Genomic DNA, 11723 nt, shown 5'->3' with positions numbered 1-11723 from the left:
ATAGGATTTGTTGTAACGCTTTGCCTGTTTTTTGAGTTTCTCTTCGATTTCCCGCTCAACTTTAGCCAGGCGTTTCATGCCGTATTTGGCTTGTTTAAAGCGGTTGTTGGTGCTTTTTTGCGGGGTGAGTAGCCGCAACCGGGCTGCTTTGAGTATGCGGTAAATCGTTACTCTGCTGACACGGTATTGTTGTGCCAACGAAGTTACACTGATTTTGTCTTGTGTATAAGCGCGCCAAATGGCCTGGCGGTTATGCGGGGTTAGCCGGGTATTTTTATGGATGTTCATGCAGTATTGTCTTTCAAATACTGTAAACAACGCTAGCTTTTCCTACACCTGAGACCTTTGCAAAAATACCTTAAGGCCGTCTGAAATGCTTAAATTCCGTCATTCCCGCGCAGGCGGGAATCCGGATGGAAATATTGAAGTATTGATTAAACAAATGCTTGAATGCCAAGCACCTGGATTCCCGCCTGCGCGGGAATGACGGAAATCCAGTTTTTCAGGTGGTGTTGAATTTTGCAAAGGTCTCGGCCTAACTAGAGTTTACAATTTTTCAAAGGCATCGGTCTGATTTTTATACCTCATGCGTCATGCTCGGGCTTGACCCGAGCATCTTTTTTGTTTCAAAAGAAATAGTAAGATACTCGGGTCAAGCCCGAGTATGACGACGGTTGAGCATTTCAGACGGCCTGAGAGAATTTTGCAAAGGCATCACCCGCTCACACCCCCAAATATCCTTCCCTGCTCGCCAACCAGCGGTTTAAATGCGCTTCGACGATATCCGGCCGCTCTTCAATCAGCCTCGGGGCGATTTCGCGGGCTTGTTCCAAGAGCTGCAAATCTTCTTCGAGGTTGGCAAAACGCAGCATGGGTACGCCGCTTTGGCGGGCGCCGAGAAATTCGCCGGGGCCGCGTATGTTTAAATCTTGGCGGGCGATTTCAAAGCCGTCGGTGTGCTCGTAAATCACTTTCAGGCGTGCTTTGGCCACTTCGCCCAAGGGTTCGGAAAACAGCAGCACGCAGGTGCTGGCGGCGGTGCCGCGACCCACACGGCCGCGCAGTTGGTGCAGCTGCGCCAAGCCCATGCGTTCGGCGTGCTCAATCACCATCAGGCTGGCGTTGGGCACGTCCACACCCACTTCGATAACGGTGGTGGCCACCAAAACGTTCAGACGGCCTGCGATAAATTCGGCCATTACTTCGGCTTTTTCGGCGCTCTTCATGCGTCCGTGCACCAGACCGATGTTCAGTTCGGGTAAGGCCGTCTGAAGCGTTTGCAGGGTTTCGGTGGCGGTTTGCAGTTGCAGGGTTTCGCTTTCTTCAATCAGCGGGCAAACCCAATAGGCCTGCTGCCCTTTGCGGCAGGTGTTCAACACGAAGCCTTCCACTTCGGCACGGCGCACGCTGTTGACGAGGCGGGTTTTAATCGGGGTGCGGTTGGGCGGCAGCTCTTCAATCACCGAAACGTCGAGGTCGGCGAAAAAACTCATGGCCAGCGTGCGCGGAATGGGGGTGGCCGACATCATCAGTTGGTGTACGTCTTGCCCTTTGTTTTTTAAGGCCAAACGCTGCGCCACGCCGAAGCGGTGCTGTTCGTCGACAATCACCAAACCGAGATTTTGGAATTCAACGTCGTCTTGAAACAGGGCGTGTGTGCCGACGGCGATTTGGGTAAGGCCGTCTGAAATGGCGGCTTTATTGGTTTCTTTGGCTTTTTTGCGCTGACTGCCGGAGAGCCATGCCACGCTCAAACCCAGCGGTTCGAACCATTGTTTGAACTTGGCGTAATGCTGTTCGGCCAGAATTTCGGTGGGCGCCATCACCGCCACTTGGCAACCGGCCTCGATGGCGGTGAGCGCCGAAAGTGCGGCCACGATGGTTTTGCCGCTGCCCACGTCGCCTTGCAGCAGGCGGTGCATGGGGTGGGGCTGCTGCATATCGGCGCGGATTTCGGCCAGCACGCGCTGTTGGGCGGCGGTGAGTGCGAACGGCAGCGCCAAGAGCAGTTTTTGCGACCATTCGCCCGTGCCGCGCAAGGGTTTGGCCTGCCCGCTGATGCGTTTCTGCCGCGCCAGCCGCATCGAAAGCTGCTGTGCGAGCAACTCGTCGAATTTCAGCCGCTGCCACGCGGGCAAAGCGCCGTTTGAAAGCTGGTGAATGGTGAAGCTCGGCGGCGGTGCGTGCAGCAGGTGCAGGCTTTCGGCCAAGTGCGGCAGTTTCAGACGGCCTAATAATTCGTTTGGCAGCGTATCGTGCAAGGGAATGCTGTCTAAGGCCGCCTGAATGATGCGGCGCAGCGTGGGCTGGTTAAGGTCGTTGACGGTGGGATACACGGGCGTGAGGCTTTCGGCCAGGCTGCTGCTTTCGGCATCGCGGATTTTCGGGTGTATCATCTCGTCGCCGTAAAACCCGTGCTTGATTTCGCCCACCGCGCGGATGCGTTTGCCCGCCGCGAGCTGCTTTTGATGGCTGGGGTAAAAATGGATAAAGCGCAGATGCAGCACGCTGCCCGAGCCGTCGCGTATCTGCGCAACCAACTGCTTGCGCGGTTTGAACTGCACTTCCTGATGAACCACCTCTCCTTCAACCTGACACGGTGTGCCAAGCGGCGCATCGGCAATCGGCATGATGTGCGTTTCGTCTTCATAGCGCAGCGGCAGATGCAGCACCACGTCCCACGGCGTGTTGAGGTTGAGTTTTTCAAGCTTCTTGGCCGTGGCGTCGTTGATTTTGAGCAGCTTTTGGTGTTCGGGGGTCATAGCGGGGCAAGGCGGAATGGCTTTCAGACGGCATTGTAAAGGCCGTCTGAAAGAAATCAAAATCTGATTTTGATGTAGCTTAAATCAAACGAAAAAAGCCGGCACACTCCTCACACGTCTAATACTCAAACTTAAAACAATATCATATAATAATATTATAAATCAAAGATTTATGATTTTTTCATAAACATCCGTACCGAGAGAACGTTTAACCGGCTAAAAAGGAGAGCCTGCCATGAAAACATACAACCATTATACTGCCGCCGTTTTGGCTGCTTTAATGCTGGCCGCCTGCTCAAGCAGCGGCGGCAATTCATCCCCGTCTGCCGATATCCCTTCTGCCCCGCAAACCCCGCCTGCCGACAACGGCACACCCTCTGATAACACTACACCTGCCGACAACACCACGCCTGCGCCCGATACAACCCCGCCCAATCAGGATGCCGCCCTGCCCAAAGGCGTGGAACCATCCGTCAGCGGTGATGCTTTTTTTCACGAACATCCCCGTATGTATGAAATGCCGCCTGCTTTCGACCCTTTAGGACAAGGCCACGGCACCACGGAAAACACCAACGATATCTACACTTTAGTGGTTAACGGCCAAAAGATCGCCATGCTGCCGCCCGATGCCGTGCGCGGAGGCAAAGTGGATTCGACCGACCGCAACGAACACGGCCAGCCCACCTATAAAACCGTTTCCACCGATTTGAAATATGCCGCCCACGGCTGGTATTACTATCCGACCGCCGCACCGTGCGCTGCGGGCGACGAAATCTGCGAATTCGATAAAATCTCTTTAGGTATGGTCGGCTGGGATCCCGATTTCCACCAAAACGTATTCTTCGCCCAAGGCTGGAAAACCGCCCCGGAAGATATGCCGGTTAGCGGAATTGCACGTTACGAGGGCAAGGCCTATCACGGCAGCGTGCGCGGAGGCCACCCCTCTGAAACCCCGGCTTCTTTCACAGCCGACTTCGGCAACAAAACACTTTCCGGCAAATTAGGTGATTATTATCAATTTAATGCCGACATCAACGGCAACCGCTTCGCCACCAACTACGAGCTTTCCCATCAAACCTACAACGAAGGCCGTGTGGCCGCATCCGGCGGTTTCTACGGCCCGCAGGCGGCCGAGCTGGCCGGTGTTTACAATGCCTATATGCATTCTGCCGGCTCGTTCGGCGCGAAAAAAGCCGAAACCGGAAAATAACGGCGTATATGCCCAATAAACCAAAGGCCGTCTGAAACGTTTCAGACGGCCTTTCATTCACAATACGGGCATCACAACAAAAACATTGTCGCCAGCCCCAAGAAAATCAGAAAACCGCCCGAATCGGTTACGGCGGTAATCAGCACCGAGCTGCCCAGCGCGGGGTCGCGGCCGGCTTTGTCCATCATCACCGGAATCAGCACGCCCACGGTGGCGGCGAGCAGCAGGTTGAGCGTCATCGCGGCCACCATCACGAGGCCGATGCCGATGCTGCCGTAGAGCAGCCACGAAACCACGCCCATCACCGTGCCCCAAATCAGGCCGTTCACCAGCGCCACGCCCACTTCTTTTTTCAGCAGCCGCCGCGCCTGCACGCCGGAAATCTGCCCCATCGCCATCGCACGCACGATCATGGTGATGGTTTGGTTGCCCGAGTTGCCGCCTATGCCCGCCACAATCGGCATCAGCGCGGCCAGCGCCACGATTTTTTCGATGCTGCCTTCAAACGCGCCGATGACACGGCTGGCGATAAAGGCGGTGCACAGGTTCACGGCCAGCCACACCCAGCGGTTTCGCACCGAATGCCAAATCGGGGCGAACAGGTCTTCTTCTTCCTGCAAACCGGCCATGTTCAAAATATCGGTTTCGCTCTCTTCGCGGATCACGTCGACCATTTCGTCGATGGTGATGCGGCCGATTAGCTTTTTATCGGCATCGACCACGGGCGCGGTTACCAAGTCGTAACGCTCGAACGCCTGCGCGGCTTCTTCAACGTTGTCTTCGGGGCGGAAGCGCACCACGTCGGTGGCCATCACGTTTTCCACCAACTCGTCGGGGTCGGCCACCAGCAGTTTGCGGATGGGCAGCACGCCCTGCAACACGTCGTTTTCGTCAACCACGAAAATTTTATCGGTGTGGTCGGGCAGGCTCTCGAAACGGCGCAGATAGCGCAGCACCACTTCGCAGGCCACGTCGGCGCGGATGCTTACCAGCTCGAAGTCCATAATCGCGCCCACCTGGTCGTCTTCATACGACATCGCCGCCTGCACCTGCGCGCGCTCTTCGGCATCACGGGTTTGCAGCGCTTCATACACCACTTGGTGCGGCAGGTCGCCCGCCAGCTCGGCCAGCTCGTCGGCATCCAAATCATCTACGGCGGCGAGCAGCTCTTCTTTGTCCATCGACTCAATCAGCGTTTCGCGCACCGCGTCGGAAACTTCCAGCAGCACTTCGCCGTCTTCTTCGGGCGAAGCCAGATGCCACACCATCGAGCGCTCTTTTTGCGGCAGCGATTCGAGCACCGCCGCCACGTCGGCGGGGTGCAGTTCGTGCAGCACGGCAATCAGTTCGACCAGTTTGGCGCTTAGGGTTTCGTCTTCGACGGGCAGGTCGTTTTCAATCTGTTCGGCAACGGGCAGCAGCGCTTCGGCAAGCGCGTGCACGCGTTCGATGTCGAGCGGCATACGCTCGGTTTTGTCCGGCTCGGTGGTTTCGGGGGTATTTGCTTCGATGCTCATAAATACTCCGCCCGCCTGAAGTGCGGGGGCAGTATTCGGGCGGGATGGTTAAACGGTGGGTTTGTGTGTGGCGGATGATGAACTGGGAAGGTCCATGATGCGTGCCTGAACCGTGCAGGCGGGTGGTTGGAAACGGCGCGTATTCTACACCTTTTCAGACGGCCTTACCAAGATTTACAGAAACAGAAGTACAATGAAACCCGCAAAACAGCAACGCGGAGCAAACATGAAACCCAAACTGATTATTTTCGACTGGGACGGCACGCTGGCCGACACCACCGGCCCGATTATCGACACCTTCCGGCAAACCTTCGCCGAGTGCGGCTTGCCTGCCCCCGAAGCCGCCGACATCAAAAAACTTATCGGCTACAATCTCGTTACCATCATCCGCCACCTCGCGCCCGATGCCGACATCCATGTCAAAGAGCAGTTGGCCGAAACCTACGCCCACCATTATCTCAACCCCAACAACCAGAATATGCGGCTGTTTGAAAGCGCGATTCCCTGTCTGCAAACCCTCAAGCAGCAAGGTTATTGGCTGGCGGTGGCCACCGGCAAAGGCAGAAGCGGGCTGGACAAAGCCATCGCCCAAACCGATACCGCCGGCTTCTGGCTCGCCACCGCCTGCGCCAGCGAGCAGCCCTCCAAACCCGCGCCCGACATGGTGTTCAAACTGTGCGACGAGCTGGGGTTGAATCCTGCCGACGCATTGGTGGTCGGCGACACCGTTTACGATTTGGAAATGGCCGCCAACGCCGGTGCCCGCGCCGTGGGCATCACCACCGGCGCCCATCCGGCGGAACAATTGCGGCAGGCGGGCTGTTTGGCGGTTATCGACGATTTGGCAGAACTGCCCGGGCTGCTGGCGGGGCTGTGAAAAGCATTGAGGCCGTCTGAAATGCCTGCTGCCGGCGTGATGTTTTACCGCAGCCGTAGGTCGGGCATTTATGCCCGACACAACCCGAATCCAAACAAAAGTCGGGCATAAATGCCCGACCTACCATATTGACCGCCGTCATTATCGGGCTTGACCCGGTATGTACACTAAGCTTTCAGACGGCCCAACGTTAACCTGTCCAATCCCGCCAAATCCTGCCGCGTTTCCACTTGTGCAAACCCGTTTTGTTCAAACAGCGCCCGCACCGCCGCGCCTTGGTTGTAGCCGTGTTCCACCAACAGCACGCCGCCGGTTTTGAGCCACCGGCCCGCTTCCTGCACCAACGTGCGGATGCAGCTTAGGCCGTCTGAAAAATCGGTGAGTGCGTTTTGCGGCTCGAAACGCAGATCGCCCTGCTGCAAATGGCTGTCGCCCGCTTCGATATAGGGCGGGTTGGAGACGATGATGTCGTAGGTTCGGTTTTCAGACGGCCTGCCCGCATCAAACCACGAACCGCAGGCAAATTCGATGTTTGCGCCGAGCGCGCGGGCGTTGGCGGCGGCGGTTTGCAGGGCTTGGGGGCTGATGTCGGAAGCGCGCACGACCGCATCGGGGCGCTCGAGCGCAACGGTTACGGCGATGATGCCGCTGCCCGTGCCCAAATCCCACACCCGCCCGTTCGGCGGCAGGTGTTCGAGCACGGCTTCGACCAGGTGTTCGGTTTCGGGGCGGGGAATCAGCACGCTGCCGTCCACTTGGAAAATACGGCCGTAAAACTCGCGCGTGCCGAGAATGTAGGCCATCGGTTCGCCGCCGATGCGGCGATCGGCCAGCTTGGCGGCGGCGGCGGCCACGTTATCGGGCAGCGTTTCCTGCCCGCGCGTAACCAGTTGGGTGCGGGTGTAGCCGCCGGCGTGTTGCAGCAGCATACGCGCTTCGTTTTTGGGCAGCGGGCAGGCTTGCAGCCATTGGTTCAGGGTTTGCGGCATGATGGGGTAGGGGTGCGTTTCAGACGGCCTGAATTATATAGCGGAAACGGCGGTGTGTTTGGGGTTGCGGCCCAAACCGGCTTGCAAATGCCTCAAAAAGATACCCGGGTCAAGTCCGGGTATAGCGGCGCAGGCCGTCTGAAATGTTTTTTTTCAGATGGACTGCGACCTTTGCAAAAAAAGCCATTTTAATCCTGAATTTATTTATATTTCGTCATACTCGGGCTTGACCCGAGTATCTCTTTTTCTTCTAAAACAAACAGATGCTCGGGTCAAGCCCGAGCATGACGCAAGTGTTTTAAGGTATCGAGAAGAATTTTGCAAAGGTCTCGGCCTGCGCTGCGTTTAGCGTTCGAAATGCAGAAACTGCATATGCCGCTCATATTGGTTGAGAATGTCGATGATCACCTGCTCTTTGGTGTAGCCGACGATATCGTAATCCTGGCTGCCTTCGCTTAAAAACACCTCGGCACGGTAGTATTTTTCCTGGTCTTTGCCCGGGGCGATATTGCCCGCCTGCCCAAGCGCAAATATGGGTTTAACCGCTTCAACCAGCCGCACTTCGTATAAAAAGTCCACCTCGTCGCCGTGCATCACCTCCAGCCGGATTTTGCGGTTTTCTTTATCTTCGGCCAGCTCTGTGTCCAGCCCTTTGGCCTGCAATTCGTGCGCCACTTCCAACATGGCCGGTTGCAGGGTTTTGAACATAAAGCGCAAAGCGGCGGTGGCGGTGGGGAAATTCACCAGCCGGTTGAGACGGTTGCGCCAGTTTTGGCCACTGTCGAGCACCAGCGCCTTATCAATCTGCACGGCCTTGCGCTTGTTGCCTTCCTGCCGCAAACAAACGGCCATCGACACCATATACAGCACCAACACCAGCGAAAACGGCAAACCCGCCACCACCGACACCGATTGCAGCGAGCTGAAACCGCCGGCAAGCAGCAGCCCCAGCGTAATCAAACCGGTGGCCGCCGCCCAGAAAAAGCGCAGCCACACCGGCGCATCGGTGTCGGAAGCCAGGTTTTTCGAGCTTAAATTGGCCAAAACCAATGCGCCCGAATCGGCAGAGGTAACGAAGAAAATCAGGCCGATAACCACGCCCAGCGTCGACCACAAGGCGGGCGCGGGGTAATGCTCGAACAAAACAAACATCCCCATCGCCGGGTTTTCCAACGCGGTTTTGCCCAGCTCGGCCACGCCGCCGTTAACCAGCTCGATGGCGCTGTTGCCGAACACCGAAAACCACGCAAAGATAAAGCCCAGCGGAATAAACATCACGCCGAACACAAACTCGCGCAAGGTGCGTCCGCGCGAAATGCGGGCGATAAACAGCCCCACGAACGGCGCCCACGCCACCCACCAGGCCCAGAAAAAAATCGTCCACGAAGCTTTCCATTCCTCGCCTTTCGTGCCCTCGTAGGCATACACCTGAAACGTTTTATTCACGATGTTTTGAAAATAATGGCCGATGTTTTCGGTGAAAGCATTGAGCAGAAACAGCGTCGGCCCCATCACCAAAAGCGCAATCAGAATAAACGTCGCCCCCAGCATATTGATTTCCGACAAGCGCCGCACGCCGCGCTCCACGCCCGACATCGCCGACATCGCCGCCGCCGCGGTTACCGCCACGATAATGGCCGTCTGAACCGCCTTGCTGGTTTCGATGCCGAACACATGGTTCAAACCCGCATTGGCCTGCAACACGCCGATACCGAGGCTGGTGGCCAGCCCCAGCAGCGTGCCGACCACGCCGAACGTATCCACGATATGCCCCAGCAGGCCGTTGGTGCGCTTTTCGCCGAACAGCGGCACCAGCGCGCTGCGCAGCGCCAGCGGCATATCGCGGCGGTAGGCGAAATAAGCCAGCGCCATGCCGATCAAGGCATAAATGCCCCAGCCGTGCAGCCCCCAGTGCAGAAACGTTTGCGACAAAGCCGCACGCGCCGCTTCGGGCGTGCCGCCCTCACCCAGCGCCGGCGAAAGATAATGGGTGAGCGGTTCGGACACGCCGAAAAACAGCAAATCAATGCCGATACCCGCCGAAAACAGCATCGCTGCCCAAGTGAGAAACGGGAAATCGGGCTTGTCCTGATCCTTGCCCAGCTTGATGTCGCCGTAGCGCGACAAGCCCACAAACACCGCAAACACCGAATAGGCCGCCACCACCAGCATGTAATACCAGCCGAAATGGTCCGACACCCAGCGCAGCGAGCTGCCGAGCACGGCCTCGCCCAACTCGGGAAATAAAATCGTAAACAGAATCAGTGAAATAGAAATAACCGAAGAAGCCAGAAACACGGTTTTGTTAATCGCAAAACCGGCAGGCGAAGAAGAGGGTTTGACAGGTGCACCTTGCATAAATTCTCCTGTGTGAATTGGAAACAGCCTCAACAGGCAGGGTTAATTTAAGCAGACGTTATGATTATTTATGATTGTTGGTGTGCAGGTAACGAAACGAAACCGTTTGTTACCGCACGACACTTTAACCGCTATCGGTGCGGAAGATGGTTTGGAAGGGATAAATTTGAACCTGCAACCGTAAAAATAGGTTAACAAAGGCGTTTCGCATACATCTTTTCAGACGGCCTCAATGAATTTCGCAAAGGCCGCAGGCCGTCTGAAAATTTAACGCGGATACGCGGGTTTCCGACAACCCCGCCCGTCATTGCCGGGCTTGACCCGGCAATCCAGCGCTGAATGTTTCTGAAATATTTGTCTTTTGCTTAAACGGCAAGCACTAGATTATCGGGTCAAGCCCGATAATGACGGAATCAAACATTTCAGACGGCCTCGAATATATATATATAGTTAAACCACTTCTTGTTAGTAACAGCCGCCGTCATACTCGGGTCAAGCCCGGGTATGACGCGGATTTTTTAGGTCCGCAAAGTGGTGTCGGCAACCGTATTTGCAAAATTATCGGGCCGTCTGAAACAGTTTTCAGACGGCCCGATGTTTACCAAACAACTATTCAGCGGCGGTTGCGTTCGTAAACCGGCATCACTTCCGGCAACATTTTGCGGATGGCCTCCATACGCGCATTGTTGGTAGGGTGCGACGAGGTGATGGCGTTCAAGGCATTGTTGTTGTCGCTCACTTTGTTCATTTTCTCCCACACCGAAACGGCTGCCTGCGGGTTGTAGCCCGCCTCTGCCATCAGGCGCACGCCGAGGGCGTCGGCTTCGCGCTCCTGACTGCGCGAGAACGGCATATTCACGCCGTATTGGCTCAACAGGTCGGAAGAGAGGCCGATGGCATCGCTGCTGATGCCGGTGCTGGCGGCCACAATCGAACCGCCTACATTAGCCGCCAGGCCGGTTAACACCTGCTGGCCGATGGCTTTTTTGCTGTGTTCGAGCAGGGCGTGCGCCATTTCGTGGCCGACCACGGCGGCGATTTCGTCGTTGCTCAGCTTCAGGCGGTCAACCATGCCGGTGTACATCGCCATTTTGCCGCCGGGCATCGCCCAAGCGTTCAGCTCGTTGGATTTGATCACGCTCATCTGCCAGTTGAACGCCACACCGGTTTGGTTGGCGCGTTCGGCATGGGGGCGCAGGCGGTTGAACACGCTGTGGATGCGGCGCGAGGTTTGCGAAGTGGTGTCGAGCACCTGTTTGCTGCGCGCCTGCTGCATCACCTGGTTGTAGCTTTTGGCGGCGCTTTCGTTAAGCGTGTTGCTGTCGTAGCCCACCATATCGGCCACCGAGGTGCAGCCTGCCAAAGCGGCGGCGAGGGTTGCGGCGGCAATTGCAGAACGTAAGGGGAAAGCTGTTTTCATCGGAATATCCCTGTTTGTTTAGACGGGTAAAATCAATATTTTTCAGACGGCCTAGGTCGTGTAGTCAGAATGCTTGCGAAGCGGTTTTTTGAGGGAAAATCCGCAGATGCAAGGCAAAAAGCACAGCAAGATTGAACATCTTGCGAGCACTTTAGCTTCGCAAGTCCGCTACGCTACCTAACGCCGCAGGTGCGGATTTTAACCAAAAATACCGCCGCAACGCTTTCTGACTACACGACCTGATTATATATAAGGTGTAGGAAAAGCTAGCGTTGTTTACAGTATTTGAAAGACAATACTGCATGAACATCCATAAAAATACCCGGCTAACCCCGCATAACCGCCAGGCCATTTGGCGCGCTTATACACAAGACAAAATCAGTGTAACTTCGTTGGCACAACAATACCGTGTCAGCAGAGTAACGATTTACCGCATACTCAAAGCAGCCCGGTTGCGGCTACTCACCCCGCAAAAAAGCACCAACAACCGCTTTAAACAAGCCAAATACGGCATGAAACGCCTGGCTAAAGTTGAGCGGGAAATCGAAGAGAAACTCAAAAAACAGGCAAAGCGTTACAACAAATCCTAT

Annotated in this window: 7 protein-coding genes and 2 pseudogenes; 3 read left to right on the top strand and 6 right to left on the bottom strand. The window is 56.0% G+C overall.

Annotated elements, in window-relative coordinates; genetic code table 11:
• Both NQ012_RS12385 and recG read right to left on the bottom strand, forming a co-directional pair.
• Window positions 1-288: pseudogene (locus NQ012_RS12385) on the bottom strand (leucine zipper domain-containing protein); the annotation flags it as partial.
• Between the two features lie 434 nt (window positions 289-722).
• Complete coding sequence (recG, locus tag NQ012_RS12380; RefSeq protein WP_257067891.1) at window positions 723-2762, bottom strand: ATP-dependent DNA helicase RecG; 2040 nt, start codon at window positions 2760-2762, stop codon at window positions 723-725.
• Window positions 2763-2997: 235 nt separating this feature from the next.
• On the opposite strand from recG, the gene NQ012_RS12375 reads away from it, so the two are divergent.
• Window positions 2998-3972 carry a transferrin-binding protein-like solute binding protein gene (locus tag NQ012_RS12375; protein WP_257067890.1) on the top strand — a complete coding sequence of 325 codons (975 nt, stop codon included), beginning with the start codon at window positions 2998-3000 and terminating at the stop codon, window positions 3970-3972.
• A gap of 71 nt (window positions 3973-4043) precedes the next feature.
• On the opposite strand, the gene mgtE is transcribed toward NQ012_RS12375, so the two are convergent.
• On the bottom strand, window positions 4044-5489 hold the full coding sequence (mgtE, locus tag NQ012_RS12370) for a magnesium transporter (protein ID WP_257067889.1): 1446 nt from the start codon (window positions 5487-5489) through the stop codon (window positions 4044-4046).
• 226 nt (window positions 5490-5715) lie between these two features.
• Between mgtE and NQ012_RS12365 the strand changes: the two genes are divergently transcribed.
• Window positions 5716-6366, top strand: a complete 651-nt coding sequence (locus tag NQ012_RS12365) for an HAD-IA family hydrolase (protein ID WP_257067892.1) — start codon at window positions 5716-5718, stop codon at window positions 6364-6366.
• A gap of 167 nt (window positions 6367-6533) precedes the next feature.
• Here the strand turns inward: NQ012_RS12365 and prmC are convergent, their stop codons facing one another.
• The 3 genes from prmC to NQ012_RS12350 form a co-directional block, all read right to left on the bottom strand.
• Complete coding sequence (gene prmC / locus NQ012_RS12360; protein ID WP_257067888.1) at window positions 6534-7355, bottom strand: peptide chain release factor N(5)-glutamine methyltransferase; 822 nt, start codon at window positions 7353-7355, stop codon at window positions 6534-6536.
• Window positions 7356-7700: 345 nt separating this feature from the next.
• Complete coding sequence (gene betT / locus NQ012_RS12355) at window positions 7701-9713, bottom strand: choline BCCT transporter BetT (protein WP_257067887.1); 2013 nt, start codon at window positions 9711-9713, stop codon at window positions 7701-7703.
• Between the two features lie 613 nt (window positions 9714-10326).
• On the bottom strand, window positions 10327-11133 hold the full coding sequence (locus NQ012_RS12350; RefSeq protein WP_257067886.1) for a M48 family metallopeptidase: 807 nt from the start codon (window positions 11131-11133) through the stop codon (window positions 10327-10329).
• 302 nt (window positions 11134-11435) lie between these two features.
• On the opposite strand from NQ012_RS12350, the pseudogene NQ012_RS12345 reads away from it, so the two are divergent.
• Window positions 11436-11723, top strand: a pseudogene (locus NQ012_RS12345) (leucine zipper domain-containing protein); the annotation flags it as partial.

The organism is Neisseria dentiae, from assembly GCF_024580525.1.
GTDB classification, from domain to species: domain Bacteria; phylum Pseudomonadota; class Gammaproteobacteria; order Burkholderiales; family Neisseriaceae; genus Neisseria; species Neisseria dentiae_A.
This window is presented reverse-complemented; position numbering and strand designations above follow the sequence as displayed.

Bases quoted from the DNA above. Each gene is read 5' to 3' on its own strand.
- recG (WP_257067891.1), bottom strand. From the start codon at position 2,762: ATGACCCCCGAACACCAAAAGCTGCTCAAAATCAACGACGCCACGGCC.
- NQ012_RS12350 (WP_257067886.1), bottom strand. From the start codon at position 11,133: ATGAAAACAGCTTTCCCCTTACGTTCTGCAATTGCCGCCGCAACCCTC.
- mgtE (WP_257067889.1), bottom strand. From the start codon at position 5,489: ATGAGCATCGAAGCAAATACCCCCGAAACCACCGAGCCGGACAAAACC.
- NQ012_RS12375 (WP_257067890.1), top strand. From the start codon at position 2,998: ATGAAAACATACAACCATTATACTGCCGCCGTTTTGGCTGCTTTAATG.
- NQ012_RS12365 (WP_257067892.1), top strand. From the start codon at position 5,716: ATGAAACCCAAACTGATTATTTTCGACTGGGACGGCACGCTGGCCGAC.
- prmC (WP_257067888.1), bottom strand. From the start codon at position 7,355: ATGCCGCAAACCCTGAACCAATGGCTGCAAGCCTGCCCGCTGCCCAAA.
- betT (WP_257067887.1), bottom strand. From the start codon at position 9,713: ATGCAAGGTGCACCTGTCAAACCCTCTTCTTCGCCTGCCGGTTTTGCG.